Annotated in this window: 14 protein-coding genes; 8 read left to right on the top strand and 6 right to left on the bottom strand. The window is 59.3% G+C overall.

The annotated features are described in order from the left end of the window. Positions 1-45: 45 nt before the first annotated feature. A complete protein-coding gene (locus tag ACQ4WS_RS01380) occupies positions 46-906 on the bottom strand; it encodes a flagellin N-terminal helical domain-containing protein (protein WP_436472971.1) in 861 nt (286 codons plus the stop codon). A gap of 447 nt (positions 907-1,353) precedes the next feature. Between ACQ4WS_RS01380 and abiEi the strand changes: the two genes are divergently transcribed. Continuing rightward, entirely contained in the window at positions 1,354-1,893 is a 540-nt protein-coding gene (abiEi, locus tag ACQ4WS_RS01375) for a type IV toxin-antitoxin system AbiEi family antitoxin (RefSeq protein WP_436472970.1), read from the top strand. Beyond that, the gene (locus ACQ4WS_RS01370) at positions 1,886-2,806 is read left to right on the top strand and encodes a nucleotidyl transferase AbiEii/AbiGii toxin family protein (RefSeq protein ID WP_436472968.1); all 921 of its coding nucleotides are present in this window, start codon (positions 1,886-1,888) and stop codon (positions 2,804-2,806) included. The genes abiEi and ACQ4WS_RS01370 overlap by 8 nt, the downstream gene beginning before the upstream one ends. 139 nt (positions 2,807-2,945) lie before the next feature. Here ACQ4WS_RS01370 and ACQ4WS_RS01365 read toward each other — a convergent pair whose 3' ends face one another. Next, the gene (locus ACQ4WS_RS01365; protein ID WP_436472966.1) at positions 2,946-4,622 is read right to left on the bottom strand and encodes an electron transfer flavoprotein-ubiquinone oxidoreductase; all 1,677 of its coding nucleotides are present in this window, start codon (positions 4,620-4,622) and stop codon (positions 2,946-2,948) included. Positions 4,623-4,873: 251 nt separating this feature from the next. On the opposite strand from ACQ4WS_RS01365, the gene ACQ4WS_RS01360 reads away from it, so the two are divergent. Further along, positions 4,874-5,650: an SDR family oxidoreductase gene (locus ACQ4WS_RS01360; RefSeq protein WP_034752351.1), complete on the top strand. Its 777-nt coding sequence runs from the start codon at positions 4,874-4,876 to the stop codon at positions 5,648-5,650. On the opposite strand, the gene ACQ4WS_RS01355 is transcribed toward ACQ4WS_RS01360, so the two are convergent. Continuing rightward, on the bottom strand, positions 5,647-6,213 hold the full coding sequence (locus ACQ4WS_RS01355; protein ID WP_436472964.1) for a LuxR C-terminal-related transcriptional regulator: 567 nt from the start codon (positions 6,211-6,213) through the stop codon (positions 5,647-5,649). The two genes, ACQ4WS_RS01360 and ACQ4WS_RS01355, sit on opposite strands and share 4 nt — an antisense overlap. Positions 6,214-6,361: 148 nt before the next feature. Between ACQ4WS_RS01355 and ACQ4WS_RS01350 the strand changes: the two genes are divergently transcribed. Further along, positions 6,362-7,060 carry a CoA transferase subunit A gene (locus ACQ4WS_RS01350; protein ID WP_436472963.1) on the top strand — a complete coding sequence of 233 codons (699 nt, stop codon included), beginning with the start codon at positions 6,362-6,364 and terminating at the stop codon, positions 7,058-7,060. 21 nt (positions 7,061-7,081) lie between these two features. Beyond that, on the top strand, positions 7,082-7,732 hold the full coding sequence (locus ACQ4WS_RS01345) for a CoA transferase subunit B (RefSeq protein ID WP_436472962.1): 651 nt from the start codon (positions 7,082-7,084) through the stop codon (positions 7,730-7,732). 52 nt (positions 7,733-7,784) lie between these two features. Here ACQ4WS_RS01345 and ACQ4WS_RS01340 read toward each other — a convergent pair whose 3' ends face one another. After that, positions 7,785-8,195: a DoxX family protein gene (locus tag ACQ4WS_RS01340; RefSeq protein WP_436472960.1), complete on the bottom strand. Its 411-nt coding sequence runs from the start codon at positions 8,193-8,195 to the stop codon at positions 7,785-7,787. Positions 8,196-8,425: 230 nt separating this feature from the next. Then, positions 8,426-9,727 carry a dicarboxylate/amino acid:cation symporter gene (locus ACQ4WS_RS01335; protein ID WP_436472958.1) on the bottom strand — a complete coding sequence of 434 codons (1,302 nt, stop codon included), beginning with the start codon at positions 9,725-9,727 and terminating at the stop codon, positions 8,426-8,428. Positions 9,728-10,101: 374 nt separating this feature from the next. On the opposite strand from ACQ4WS_RS01335, the gene ACQ4WS_RS01330 reads away from it, so the two are divergent. The 3 genes from ACQ4WS_RS01330 to ACQ4WS_RS01320 are packed head-to-tail and all read left to right on the top strand — an operon-like array spanning position 10,102 to position 13,681. Further along, the gene (locus ACQ4WS_RS01330; RefSeq protein WP_436472956.1) at positions 10,102-10,983 is read left to right on the top strand and encodes an alpha/beta fold hydrolase; all 882 of its coding nucleotides are present in this window, start codon (positions 10,102-10,104) and stop codon (positions 10,981-10,983) included. A 54-nt stretch (positions 10,984-11,037) separates the two neighbouring features. Then, positions 11,038-11,388, top strand: a complete 351-nt coding sequence (locus ACQ4WS_RS01325) for a RidA family protein (RefSeq protein WP_436472954.1) — start codon at positions 11,038-11,040, stop codon at positions 11,386-11,388. A gap of 40 nt (positions 11,389-11,428) precedes the next feature. Then, the gene (locus ACQ4WS_RS01320; protein ID WP_436472952.1) at positions 11,429-13,681 is read left to right on the top strand and encodes a RelA/SpoT family protein; all 2,253 of its coding nucleotides are present in this window, start codon (positions 11,429-11,431) and stop codon (positions 13,679-13,681) included. Between the two features lie 86 nt (positions 13,682-13,767). Here ACQ4WS_RS01320 and ACQ4WS_RS01315 read toward each other — a convergent pair whose 3' ends face one another. Continuing rightward, positions 13,768-14,715, bottom strand: coding sequence for a cation diffusion facilitator family transporter (locus tag ACQ4WS_RS01315; protein WP_436472951.1), 948 nt, complete (start codon positions 14,713-14,715; stop codon positions 13,768-13,770). Between the last annotated feature and the right edge of the window lie 99 nt (positions 14,716-14,814).

Below are 14,814 nucleotides of genomic sequence, written 5' to 3'. Positions count from 1 at the left end.
GGCTCTGGTCGGCCTGACCTGAGCCAGGTCAGGACACGGCTACTATTATTGCAGCAGGGACATGACCATCGAGGACATGCTGTTGCTTTGTTTCAGCATCGCGGTGCCGGCTTGCAGCAACATTTGCGACGACGTCATGTTCGAGCTTTCCGTAGCGAAGTCGACGTCCATGATGCGGCCGGTAGCGGCCTTGGTGTTGGTGGCGATGTTCGACAGGTTGCTGTTGATGTGGTCCAGGCGGTTGGCTGTTGCACCCAATGCCGAGCGGATTTCGCCCACGTTGTCGATCAGCGTGGCCAGTTTGGTGATGGTGCCATTCGCGGCTGTACCCGTAGCGATTTCGGTGCCAGGCGTCCCCGGGGTGCTATAGGTGCCAGTGGCGAGGCCCAGATTGGTGTCCAATGCCGTCATCTTGGCGGATACATCCAGGGTCATCTGTTCTCCGGCGCTGGCACCGATCTGGAACGTCATGGCTCCGCCTATGGTGCCGCCGACCAGCAGGCCGCTACCGCCGAACGTGGTTTTTGTCATCACATTGCTCAGTTCTTTGCCCAGGGCGTCGAACTCGGCTTGCATAGCGGTCTTGTCATTGGTGGTCGACGAGACATCGGCTGCCTGGGTGGCCAGGTCTTTCATGCGTACCAGCATATTGGTGACTTCGTTGAAGGCACCTTCAGCTGTTTGCAGCATCGAGGTGCTGTTCTGGGTGTTGCTCATGGCGACCGTCATGCCGCTGGTTTGTGCTTTCAGACGGGTGGCGATCTGCAGGCCGGCCGCGTCGTCCATTGCCGAGTTGATGCGGAAGCCGGTGGAGAGGCGGGTCATCGAGGTCGACAGTTGCGCTTGGGTCTTGGCGATCGAATTTTGTGCGGACAGGGATGCGTTGTTGGTGTGCAGGCTCAGCATGAAGATACTCCAGTTAGGTGATTAGGTGCGGAGCAGCATATTCTGCGCTCTCCCAAGTACAAGACGACCATTGCTCCAACTAAATTAAATGCTTATGAGAAATTTTTTAATTTATTTTCAGATCTTGCCAGGAATGTATGCTCGGCCCATGAAAAAGCGCGGCGCCTTGCGGACCGCGCCTTGTCATTATGGCTATCCAGGAAGCTGACATAATCGGATAATTCGGTCCGCCGCCGCTCGGCGTCGTCATCCTTCTTCAAGAATGCGTACACGCCGGCGTGACAGTCGTGCGTTTTCGGGCCCGCTTGCATGGCTAGTTTGATTCTTAAGTATATGAGAACCCTAATAATATGTAGGGTTTAAGCTTACTTGTTGACCTGATCGCTTACGCGGCGTACACTTTTCTCATTGCATAGACGAGTTGTTGATGGTTTTTTGGGGGGGGGTATGAACAAGATGCAAGCAATGAGGACACTCGCGGAGCTTGACCGGCAAGGCGTGTACGTACTGACGAAGGGGGATCTGGCAAAGGCATTTTCGGCAGAGCAAGAGAAGGCGCTGGAAAAATCACTACAGCGCCTCGTTAGCGATGGCATTGTCCAGCGCGTCGCAAGAGGCGTCTATCTCAATCCGATGGCCAAATCCAAAACCAGCCGTGTCGTCGAAGATATCGCGGCCGTACTCAGGCGGGGTCACTATTCCTATGTGTCCCGAGAGTCGATGCTTTCCGAATACGGCGTCATTTCCCAGGTTCCAATGCGCCGGATTACGCTAATGACGACTGGTACTAGCGGTGTCTACGATACTCCCTACGGCACCATCGAATTCACACATACGAAGCGTCGGCCGGCGGAGATTATCCGGCGGACAGTTTCAGTCAAGGATAGGCCACTCAGATTGGCCACCAAGGAGGCGGCCGTGAGGGATCTGGTGCGATCAGGCCGGAATGTGAATATGATGGATGCGATGGAGTTGACTGATGGATAAGCAAGATTTTAACGAACTGGTCAATCTCGCCATGGAGCAGCCTGGACGGCAAACGATGAGGCCGGTAGTCGAAAAGGAAATTCTTCATTACGATATCTTTCATGCCCTGGATACCGCCGGCTTGTTAAAAGACTTGGTGTTTCAAGGAGGGACGTCGTTGCGCCTGTGCCGCGGATCAAATCGTTTTAGCGAAGATCTCGATTTTGCCGGTGGCAAGGATTTCACTTCCCAAAAAATGCAGGCCATTAAAACATGTATCGAGAAACATATCGGTGAGCGATATGGCTTATTGGTGGAGGTAAAGGAGCCGAAGGAGATGGCCGCGCTCCCTGATTACGAAGGTGTCAAGGTTGATAAGTGGCAGGTGACTGTCGAAACCGCACCGCAACAGAGGGACATGCCGCGGCAACGCATCAAGTTGGAAATCGCAAACATTCCTGCGCATACCAGCGAACTGCTGCCTTTGCGCCTGAACTACGATTTCCTGCGCGGGTATGGCACGGTCCTGGTGAATACGGAGACCCTGGACGAAATTATGGCTGACAAAATTGTCGCTTTTCCCGCCTCAGTCAAAAATATCCGCTATCGCGATATTTGGGATCTCGCGTGGCTAGTCCAGCAGGGCGCCATCCTGAATCCGGAGCTAGTCAAGCTGAAGGTCGCAGACTATCATATTGAGGGATACGATCAATTGCTGGAAGATGCAATCACGCGCCTGCCGGCACGCATCGCCGACAAGCCCTTCAAGGACCAGATGCTACGCTTTATTGACTCGGAGACGATCGCGCAGACTCTCGATGACCCACGCTTTCTAAGCTATCTGACGAAGACGGTGGGCGGGCTGTTTGGAGCAATGGCAGCGTATCTCAGAAACGACCCTGAGGATGGCGGGGAGCCGATGTTCAAAATGTGACTGCCTGAACAGGCTAAGATGGAAGCCACTGCAGCGGTTCACGCCAGGTGCAAAATGCCGGGGTGGGACCTTGAGGGGCCGACCCCGGAACTTGCTTTTGGGCTAAAAATTGCCGCTTAACGGCATGCGAGCCGCAAGCTTACATATTCGGATAATTCGGCCCGCCACCACCCTCCGGCGTCACCCACACGATGTTCTGCGTCGGGTCCTTGATATCGCAGGTTTTACAGTGCACACAGTTCTGCGCATTGATCTGCAGGCGTTCGGCGCCGTCGTCGTTTTTCACGAACTCGTACACGCCGGCGGGACAGTAACGCGCTTCCGGACCTGCATACGTGGCCAGGTTGACGTCGACGGGCACGCTGGCGTTCTTCAACGTCAGGTGGATCGGCTGGTCTTCCGCGTGGTTCGTGTTCGAGATGAACACGGACGACATCTTGTCGAAAGTCAGCTTGCCATCGGGTTTCGGGTACACGATCTTTTTCGACTGGGCGGCCGGTTTCAGGCACTCGTGGTCGCCATGCGAGTGGTGCAAGGTCCACGGCGCCTTGCCGCGGAAGATCAACTGGTCGATGCCCGTCATCAGGCTGCCCAGATACAAACCTTTCGACAGCCATGGCTTGACGTTGCGTGCCACGTGCAGTTCTTCATGCAACCAGGATTGTTCGAACGCGACAGGGTAGCTGGTCAGTTCGTCGTGCTGGCGCTGTTCGCCCAGCGCGCCGAAGGCCGCGTCCGCCGCCAGCATGCCGCTCTTGATGGCTGCGTGGCTGCCCTTGATGCGGCTCATGTTCAAAAAGCCCGCATCGCAGCCGATCAGCGCGCCGCCGGCAAACACCAGTTTCGGCAACGATTGCAGGCCGCCGGCCGCGATCGCGCGCGCGCCGTACGAGATGCGCTTGCCGCCTTCGAAGAACTTGCGGATTTCCGGATGCGTTTTATAGCGTTGGAATTCCTCGTACGGCGACAGGTAGGGATTCTCGTAATTGAGGCCCACCACATAACCGACCATCACCTGGTTGTTTTCCAGGTGGTACAGGAAGGAGCCGCCGTAGGTTTTCGTGTCCAGCGGCCAGCCGCTCGAGTGGATGACCAGGCCAGGCTTGTGCTGGGCCGGGTCGATTTCCCACAATTCCTTGATGCCGATACCGTAGGACTGCGGGTCCTTGCCGGCGTTCAGGTCATACTTGGCCATCAATTGCTTGCCCAGGTGGCCGCGCGCGCCTTCGGCGAACAGAGTGTACTTGGCGTGCAATTCCATGCCCAGCTGGAAGTCGGGGCCCGGTTCGCCATCGCGCTTGACGCCCATATTGCCGGTCGCCACGCCTTTCACGGAACCGTCGTCGTTGTAGAGGATTTCCGCGGCAGGGAAGCCGGGGAAGATTTCCACGCCCAGGTTTTCCGCTTGCTGGCCCATCCAGCGCACCACATTGCCCAGCGAGACGATGTAGTTGCCGTGGTTTTCAAAGCAGGCCGGCACGGCGAAGTTCGGTGTTTTATAGGCTTTGGTTTCTGTCAGGAACAGGATGCGGTCTTCCGTCACTTCGGTGTTCAGGGGCGCGCCCAGTTCTTTCCAGTTCGGAATCAGTTCGCTCAAAGCTTTCGGGTCCATGATGGCGCCGGACAGGATATGCGCGCCCAGTTCGCCGCCTTTTTCCAGCACGCAGACGGACACTTCCTGGCTCTTTTCAGCGGCCAGCTGCTTCAGGCGGATGGCCGCCGCCAAGCCTGCGGGGCCACCGCCGACGATCACCACGTCATACTCCATGGTCTCGCGCGGTCCGTACTGTTCAACTAAGTTATTAGGCTGTGTCATGGTCTCGATTGTTAGTCACTAAATGGGTGGGTGAGGAATCTTCGAATAAATTTAAGCACGAGTGTGCTTGTTTTTGGCGAGGATTGCAACTTTGGCGCCATTTTGCGTGACATTGCCCCTCGCCGCAATCTAAATCCGGCCATTTTGTGTAATGATGGCGTTTACCTTAGCTCAAGTACGACGCAAGGTATTTTGCCCCTGTGCCAGTGGCACGGCGTAAAGTGTTATCTAAAATAAAACAGGAGTAGCTCGTGGGCATAGAAGTCAATTTCGAGGGCAAGATTGCCCTGATTACCGGCGCATCGAGCGGCCTCGGCGCGCGTTTTGCGAAAGTACTGGCCCAGGCTGGCGCGCAGGTCGTGCTGGCCTCGCGCCGCACCGAACGCCTGAAGGAATTGCGCGCCGAAATCGAAGCGGATGGCGGCGCCGCGCACGTGGTGTCGCTCGACGTGACCGACTTCGCCAGCATCAAGTCGGCCATCGCGCATGCGGAAACGGAAGCGGGCCCCATCGATATCCTCGTCAACAATTCCGGTGTCTCCACCACGCAACGCCTGGTCGACGTCACGCCCGAAGATTACTCGTTCGTGATGGACACCAATCTGCGCGGATCGTTCTTCGTGGCCCAGCAAACGGCCAAGCGCATGATTGCGCGCGCCAAGGGCGACCCGAAAAAACAGCACCGCATCATCAATATCGCTTCGATGGCGGGCTTGCAAGTGCTGCCGCAGATCGGCGTGTATTGCATGAGCAAGGCGGGCATGGTGCACATGACGCGCGCCATGGCCGTGGAGTGGGGCAAGTACGGCATCAACACCAACGCCATCTGCCCCGGCTACATTTCCACCGAGATCAATGAAGATTATTTCGCCACCGAGCAGGGCAAGAAGCTGATCGAAATGCTGCCGAACAAGCGCCCGGGCAAGCCGGAAGACCTTGACGGCCTGCTGCTCTTGCTGGCGGGCGAGGATTCGCACTTTATCAACGGCGCGATCATTTCTGCAGACGGTGGAATGAGTACCTTCTAACGCTGCAGCTGCAGTCCCACCAGCTTGTGCACCAGCTCGGATGACGTGGCGGCCGCAAACTTGCGCATCAGCTTGGCGCGGTGCATTTCCACCGTGCGGGGGCTGAGGTCGATCTGGCGGGCGATGACCTTGCTGGTCTTGCCTTCCACCAGCAGGGCGGCGATTTCGCGCTCGCGCGGGGTCAACTGGGCCGTCACGGGGCGTTTCTCGCTGACATCCTCGAACGTCCAGATGCCGGCCCCCAGTGGCTGGCCCGGCAGCATGGCGTGGCCCGTGACGTGGCACCAGAACAATTCTCCATTGCTGCGGCGCATGATGCGCTCGTCCGAATAGCGGCCCTTGGCGTTCATGATGGGGATGATGCGGTCACCCGTGCGCAGGAATTCATCGTGCGTGGGGTAGAGTACTTCGAAGGACTGGTCGTCCAGCTGGGCGCGCGCATAGCCGAACATGGCTGCCAGCGCCTCGTTGCAGCTGCGCATGATACGGTTTTCCGACATGCACATGCCCACGGGCGCGTGCAGGAAGATGCTTTCATAATCGATGGCTGACGCGGCGTTCATCTGATACGTATCACTCTCACAGGGGGGATGGCTGGCACGGCGCCGGTAGTTCTACGGTATTGTACTTTCCACTCGCGTATTTTATGCTGAGTCGCTGCCTGAGTCATGGACTCAAGAACCAAGCTTAACAAAAGATAGAGGGACACCCATGAATAAAGTTTATCCTGACGCCGCCTCGGCCCTGGCCGGTATCGTCCAAGATGGCCAGACCATCGCCGTTGGCGGCTTTGGCCTGTGCGGCATTCCCGAAGCGCTGATCGGCGCCTTGCGCGATTCGGGCGTGACGGGCCTGACGGCCATCTCCAACAACGCCGGCGTGGACGGCTTCGGCCTGGGCCAGCTCTTGACCACGCGCCAGATCAAGAAAATGATCGCCTCCTATGTGGGTGAAAACAAGGAATTCGCGCGCCAGTACCTGGCCGGCGAACTGGAACTGGAATTCACGCCGCAAGGCACGCTGGCCGAGAAACTGCGCGCCGGCGGCGCCGGCATTCCCGCCTTCTTCACCAAGACCGGCGTGGGCACCATCGTTGCCAACGGCAAGGAACTGCGCGAGTTCGACGGCGAACAATACGTGATGGAACGCAGCCTGGTGGCCGATGTGTCGCTGGTAAAAGCCTACATGGCCGACCGCGCCGGCAATTTGGTTTATCGCAAGACGGCGCGCAATTTCAATCCGAACGTGGCCATGGCCGGCAAGATCACCATCGTCGAAGTGGAAAAACTGGTCGAAGTGGGCGAGATCGACCCGGACCAGGTGCATACGCCCAGCATCTTCGTGCACCGCATCGTGGTCAACGCGAACCCGGAAAAACGCATCGAGCAGCGCACCGTGCGCACTGACTAAATACAAGATTGGGAGATGATAATGGCTTGGACACGTGATCAAATGGCCGCGCGCGCGGCAAAGGAATTGCAGGATGGCTTTTATGTGAACCTGGGCATCGGCTTGCCGACCCTGGTGGCGAACTATGTGCCGGACAATATGGAAGTGTTTTTGCAGTCGGAAAACGGCTTGCTGGGCATCGGCCCGTTCCCCACCGACGATGAAGTCGATGCTGATCTGATCAATGCCGGCAAGCAGACGGTGACGGCCTTGCCGGGCGCCGCCTACTTCAGCTCGGCTGACTCGTTTGGCATGATTCGCGGCGGCAAGATCAACCTGGCCATCCTGGGCGCCATGCAAGTGTCGGAAAAGGGCGATCTGGCGAACTGGATGATTCCAGGCAAGATGGTCAAGGGCATGGGCGGCGCCATGGACCTGGTCGCCGGCGTCAAGCGCGTCGTGGTGCTGATGGAGCACGTGGCCACGGCCAAGGATGGCACGACGTCGCACAAGCTGCTCAAGCAGTGCGACCTGCCGCTGACGGGCGTGGGCGTGGTCGACGTCATCATCAGCGACCTGGGCGTCATCGACGTGACGGAAAACGGCTTGAAGCTGGTGGAGCTGGCGCCGGGCGTGACCAAGGAGCAGGTGCAGGCGGCCACAGGCGCGGAACTGGACGTTTCCGCCGTGTAAGCCAGGCGTATCGTCGCATTACAGCAGGGCGGACAGCGATGTCCGCCCTTTTTTATACGACAGCCTTGCCGCGCAATGCGTCCAGGCTATAGGCGCCGGCGCCTGCAACTGCGAAGTATAGAAAGGTGAAGCAGTACATCACGGCCATCTCGCCGCCGTTCAGTATAGGCAAAAAGCCGGCAGGTGCATGCGCCATGAAATAGGCGGCCGCCATCTGGCCCGACAGGATGAAGGCGACGGGGCGCGTGAACAGGCCGACGAGCAGCAAGCTGCCGCCCACCAGTTCGATGACGCCGGCCGCGCCCATCACGGACATCAGTTGCAGGCCGTCGAACATGGCCACGTGCGGCGCGCCGAACAGTTTTGCGGTGCCGTGCTGCAGGAAGAGGAAGCCGAGGATGATGCGCAGCAGGCCCAGCAGGCGTGGGTTCCAGGTGGCGTAGAAGGTGGGCGTGAGGGACATGAGCTACTCCATTCAAAGGTGGATGGTTCGGTGTCAGGCTTGCATTAACGCAATGTCATTATGCGCGAGCCTGGCGGCGAACAGATGATAGTACTGTAACGGTTTTTGATTCATTGATCATCGTGATAAATATTGATGCATGATTTACTGTGTGTTGATGATGAGTGCAGTGCGCGCATGAAAAAAGCCCCGCAGAGTGATCTGCGGGGCTTTTCAGGAAGACGTCTCGCTTACTTGACGATACTTACGGCCGGGGCAATATACGCGTCGTCGGCCGGGTGAGTGGGATGGGCCAGCTCGCTATGCAGCTTGTCCATGTCGAGTTCTTTTTCCCATTTCGACACGACGATGGTGGCCACGCCATTGCCCACAAAATTGGTCAGCGCGCGGCATTCGCTCATGAAGCGGTCGATGCCCAGGATCAGCGCCATGCCGGCCACGGGGATCGTCGGCACCACGGCCAGCGTGGCGGCCAGGGTGATGAAGCCGGCGCCCGTGATGCCGGAGGCGCCTTTCGAGGTCAGCATCGCCACGCCCAGGATGGTCAGTTCCTGCCAGATGGTCAGTTCGGTGTTGGTTGCCTGTGCAACAAACAGTGCGGCCATGGTCATGTAGATATTGGTGCCGTCCAGGTTGAACGAGTAGCCGGTAGGCACGACCAGGCCGACCACCGGTTTCGAGCAGCCCAGGCGTTCGAGTTTCTTCATCAAGGCCGGCAGGGCCGATTCCGACGAGCTGGTGCCGAGCACGATCAGCAGTTCTTCCTTGATGTACAGCAAGAAGCGGCCGATGGAGAAGCCCGTGTACTTGGCGATCAGGCCCAGCACGACGAAGACGAACAGGAAGCAGGTCAGGTAGAACGAACCCATCAGTTTAGCCAGCGGAATCAGCGAAGCCAGGCCGTATTTGCCGATGGTAAAGGCCATCGCGCCGAACGCGCCGATCGGTGCCACTTTCATGATGATGTTGACCATGCCGAAGATGGCATGCGACAGCTCGTCGATCAGCTTGGTGACGGGACGGCCGCGCTCGCCCAACAGGGACAGCGAAAAGCCGAACAGGATGGCGATCAGCAGCACTTGCAGGATGTCGCCCTTGGCGAAGGCGTCAACGAAGGTCTTCGGGATGATGTTCATCACGAAGTCGGTGGTCGTCATGCCCTGGGCATGCGTGTATTGCTCGATCGACTTGGCATCGAGGTGAGCCGGGTCGGCGTTGAAGCCGGCGCCCGGTTTGAGCAGGTTGGCAACGACCAGGCCGATGGCCAGCGCGAAGGTGGAGACCACTTCGAAGTACAGCAGCGCCTTGCCGCCTACGCGGCCGATCTTCTTGACGTCTTGCATGCCGGCAATGCCGGAGACCACGGTACAGAAGATCACCGGGGCGATGATCATCTTGATCAGTTTGATAAAGCCGTCGCCCAGCGGTTTCATGTCGACGGCGTTCGAGGGGTAGAACACCCCCAGCAGCACGCCTGCCACGATGGCGAACAGCACCTGCACATACAGGATTTTATAGAACGGTTTTTTCACGAGTGGTCTCCTCTTGCGGGTTGATGGATGCGATCATCCGCGCATTGGATCGCCCGCTCAATTGTGGATAACCGCAGATATGCACTTTCGCTATATCGGGTATTGCGCCATGGCGGGCGTGCTGCGGCGCAGCATTTCATGCGTGCGCTTGGAGCATTGCCCGCGCTGCGCTACACTGCCGTAGCGTCGCGCGCGAGGCAACCGGCAAATCGCCGGTTTCTTTGTTTTTTACTACCAAATAACGACGCCGGATAAAACCGTAGCGAGCGGAAGGGAGTTGTGGCCGAGAAGCGCAACCGTACTGAAGTACGGTGAGCATCGCAGGCCGCAAACACCGACGCGCAGTAGGTTTTCTCCGGTGTTAAAGGAATCGCATGATCGAAGCCAGCATCAAATCCGTCCAGTGCATTTCCCCCGCGGGCTTGCACACCATGTCCTACAAGGAATGGGGCGCACCGGACAATCCGAACGTGCTCGTCTGCGCCCACGGCGTGACGCGCGTGGCGGACGACTTCGACAACCTGGCGCGCGCCATGGCCAGCGATTACCGCGTGATCTGCCCCGACGTGGTGGGACGCGGGCGCTCGGGCTGGCTGGCCAATCCCCAGTTCTACCGCGTGCCGCAGTATGTGAGCGACATGGTGACCCTGCTGGCGCGCGTGCTGGCCTATGGCGAACGCCAGACGGTGGACTGGTTCGGCACCTCGATGGGCGGCTTGATCGGCCTGGGCCTGGCATCGTTGCCCAACAGCCCGATCAGCAAGCTGGTGCTGAACGATATCGGCCCGACCCTGGCGCCGGAAGCCTTGCAGCGCATCGGCGACTACATCGGCCAGGACTTGCGTTTCGAGACATTCGAACAAGGCGCCAAGTTCGTGCGCGACGTGTCCGCCAGCTTCGGCCCGCACACGGACGCGGAATGGCATAAACTGGCCGTCGATGTGTTGCGCCAGGATAAGGATGGTCACTGGCGCCGCCACTATGATATGGGACTGGCCATGCCGTTCCGTTCGGCCACGCCGGAATCGGCGGCCAGCGACGAAGCCATGCTGTGGGCCGCGTATGATGCCGTACGCTGCCCCACCTTGCTGGTGCGCGGGTCGGAATCCGATTTGCTGTCGCATGCGACGGCGCAAATGATGCTGGGCCGTGGCCCGAAAGCGGAGCTGGTGGAAATCGCCGGCGTGGGCCATGCGCCCACTTTTATCCACGACGACCAGATCGCCATCGCACGCAAGTTTTTGCTGGGCAAGTAAGAAGGCAACAAGCAATACCGCCATACAGATTTTGAAACAACCGAAAGTAAAAGCATGGAAATTACACGACTGCACGTAGGCAAACGCCTCTCCGAAGTAGCGATACATAACAACACCATCTACCTGGCTGGCCAGATCGCCGAAGACACCACGCAGGGCATCGTCGGCCAGACGCGCGAAGTGCTGGGCCACGTCGACCGTTTGCTGATGGAAGCGGGCAGCGACAAGACTTGCATCCTGTCATGCCAGATCTACATCGCCGACATGAAGGATTTCGCCGGCATGAATGAGGTGTGGGACGACTGGGTCGCGTCAAGCCACACGCCGCCGCGCGCCACGGTGGAAGCGAAACTGGCCAATCCGGCATGCCTGGTTGAAATCGTCATCATCGCTGCAGAGCGCTAGCTTATGCAGTTATTTAGTTTTTAAGTTTATAAGGCATCACATGGTTTCCATCTCGGCCCCGAATAGCGCCACATCGGAACAACTGGTAGAGGGCTTGAGCGCGCCGGACAGCGCACGCGTGCTGGACGCGTTCGCGTATGCCACCGAAGCGTATGGCGACAAGCAGACCTTTGCCGGCCGCTCTGCGCTGGATTTCGCCCTCGGCGTGGCCACCACCCTGGCTTTCCTGCGCAGCGATGCGGAAACGCGCATTGCCGGCCTGATGTTCGAGCTGACCTTGCTGGAGCCGGATACGGCGGCCGACATCGAGCCGCGCTTCGGCAAGCAGGTGTGCGACCTGGCAACCGGCGTGCGCCAGCTGATCCGCCTGCGCGCGCTGACCCAGGCGCCGCACGGCAGCGCTGCCGGTCGTGGCAAGAATGCGGCGCAGCAAGCCGTGGCCCAGGTGGAAACCTTGCGCAAGATGCTGCTGGCAATGGCCTCCGACATGCGCGTCGTGCTGGTACGCCTGGCCGCTTGCGTGACCACCTTGCGTTACTTTGCCGAACTAAAACTGTTCAACGAAATGACGCGTGAATACGGCAAGGAAACCCTGGATTTGTACGCGCCGCTGGCCAACCGCCTCGGTATCTGGCAGCTGAAGTGGGAACTGGAAGATTTGTCGTTCCGCTTCATCGAACCGGAAGCATATAAACGCATCGCCAAGATGCTGGAAGAAAAGCGCATGATGCGCGAGGGCTTTGTTTCCTCGGCAATTTTGCGCCTGCAAACGGAGCTGGCTTCGGCCGGTATCCAGGCGGAAGTATTTGGCCGCCCGAAACACATTTACAGCATCTGGAACAAGATGCGCGGCAAGGAACTCGATTTCACGTCCCTGTACGATGTGCGCGCCTTCCGCGTCATCGTTTCCGACGTAAAAACTTGCTACACGGTACTGGGTGTGGTCCACAATATCTGGACCCCTATCCCGAAAGAATTCGACGATTACATTTCGCGCCCGAAACCCAATGGATATCAGTCGCTGCACACGGTGGTGACGGCCGAGGATGGCCGCCCGCTGGAAGTGCAAATCCGCACCAATGAAATGCACAGCTTCGCCGAATACGGCGTGGCCGCGCACTGGCGCTACAAGGAAGAGGGCGGCTCGAACTTTGCCGGCCAGAAATACGACGAAAAGATCGCCTGGCTGCGCCAGTTGCTGGCGTGGAAGACGGAAGTGGCAGACGCCGTTGTGGGCCAGGAAGAAATTCAGCGCGAATGGGTGGAAAAGCTCAAATCGGCCACCTTGGACGACCGCATCTTCGTCATGACGCCGCAGGCGCGGGTGCTGGAACTGCCCGTGAGCGCGACGCCCGTCGACTTTGCGTATCACCTGCATACGGACGTGGGCCACCGCTGCCGCGGCGCCAAGGTCGACGGCATCATGGTGCCCCTGAATACGCAGTTGAAGAACGGCCAGACCTGCGAAATCATCACGGCCAAGGGCGCGCCGGGCACGGCCGGGCCGTCGCGCGACTGGCTCAGCGCCGGCTACGCCGTCAGCACGCGCACGCGCTCGAAGATTCGCGCCTGGTTTCACGCCATCGACATGCAGGAAACCCTGGCCCATGGCCGTGCGCTGGTGGAAAAATCCTTGCAGCGCGAAGGCAAGACGGCCGTCAACCTCGAGGCGCTGGCGCAAAAGCTGGGCTTTGCGAAAGTCGACGAGCTGTTCCTGTCGGTCGGCAAGGATGAATTCAGCCTGCGCCACGTGGAGCAGGCGCTGCACGACAATGGCGAAGTGGTGGTGCCGGAAGACGCCGTGCTGGTGGGCAAAAGCCGCGCATCCAGCGTGGAGCAGGGCGCCAAGTCCGGCGTGCTGGTGGTGGGAACCGAGGGTTTGATGACGGTCTTGGCCAAGTGCTGCAAGCCGGCGCCGCCCGATAGCATCGTCGGTTTTGTGACGCGCGGCAAGGGCGTCTCGATTCACCGCGCCACCTGCAAAAATTTCGAGGAAATGCGCGCCAAGTCGCCCGAAAGAGTGCTCTTCACGGAATGGGGCAGCACGGGCGGGCACGACACCGTGTATCCGGTCGACATTTTCATTCTGGCCGGCGACCGTCAGGGCTTGCTGCGCGACATCTCCGAAATTTTCTCGCGCGAAAAGATCAACGTCATCGGTGTCAACACCCAAAGCGCCAAGGGCCAGGCCCGCATGACCTTTACGGCCGAGATCAGCTCGACGGCGCAGCTATTGAAGGCCTTGAATGTCATCAAGGACGTGAGTGGTGTCCTGGAGGCAAGGCGCAGTTGACGCAATGAACTGCCGGGGTCAGACCCCCAAGGCCGCTAACGCAAAGTGTTGAGCTAGCGTGGCCGAGGGTCTGACCCCAGGCCTTGCTAGTGGGTCTTGTCACCCGCATGCAACCCAGCCATCGCGGCCGTCTCCGGCTGCAGAGTGATGTGATCGATACCGTGCTTGCTGAGTAACATCTTCTTGATCGCCCGCAAGACCTTCGGCCAATGGTCGAGGTGCTCGATTTCCACGTGGCCGATCAGGGCCGGCTGGCCCGGCGACATGTCCCACACATGCAGGTCGTGCACGGCGATCACGCCGTCCACTTGTTCCACGTCAGCGCCCACGGCGATGTAATCGATATGCATGGGCACGCCTTCCATCAGGAAGTGGTAAGACTCTTTCAATACCCCGAAGGTGGATTTCAGGATCAGCAGCGACACCAGCACGGACAGCAGTGGGTCGATCTGCATCCAGCCCGTGAAGTAAATCACGGCGCCGGCGATGATGGCGGCAACCGAGCCGAGCAAATCGCCCATCACGTGCACGAGAGCGGCGCGCGTGTTGACGCTTTGCTTGTCTTTCGACAAGACCCACGCCACTACCACGTTGATCGCCAGGCCGATGAAGGCAACGATGAAGACCATGCCGCCCTTGACCGGTTGCGGCGCGGAAAAGCGCAGCGCGGCTTCATAGCAGATCCAGCCCACCACGCACAGCATGGCCAGGCCGTTGACGAAGGCGGCCAGCGCTTCGGCGCGGCCAAAGCCGAACGAATGGCGCGGCGAGGGAGGGCGGCGCGCGATGAGCTGCGCCAGCAGTGCCAGGCCCAGCGCGGCCGCGTCCGTGACCATGTGGCCCGCGTCGGAGATCAGGGCCAGCGAATTGGACAGGAAGCCGGCCGCCACCTCGATGCCCGCAAACGACAGGGTCAGGCCCAGCGCCCACGCGAGGATGCTCTGGCTGCGCCCCTCGAACGAATGGGTGTGCTTGGCGTCGCCTTTCAGGTGGGCGTGCAAATGGGTGGCGTCGTGTTTGGTAGTCTCGTGCATGGAGTAGTTGGTGGGTGGGTGTTGCGCTAGTGTAAAGGAAATGGCGCGATGCCGGGCGCGAACACGCGCCAGGAGGCGCTAACTGGCGGGTGACAAAGC

It is taken from the genome of Janthinobacterium leeuwenhoeki (assembly GCF_051380795.1).
Classification (GTDB): Bacteria; Pseudomonadota; Gammaproteobacteria; order Burkholderiales; family Burkholderiaceae_D; genus Janthinobacterium.
This window is presented reverse-complemented; position numbering and strand designations above follow the sequence as displayed.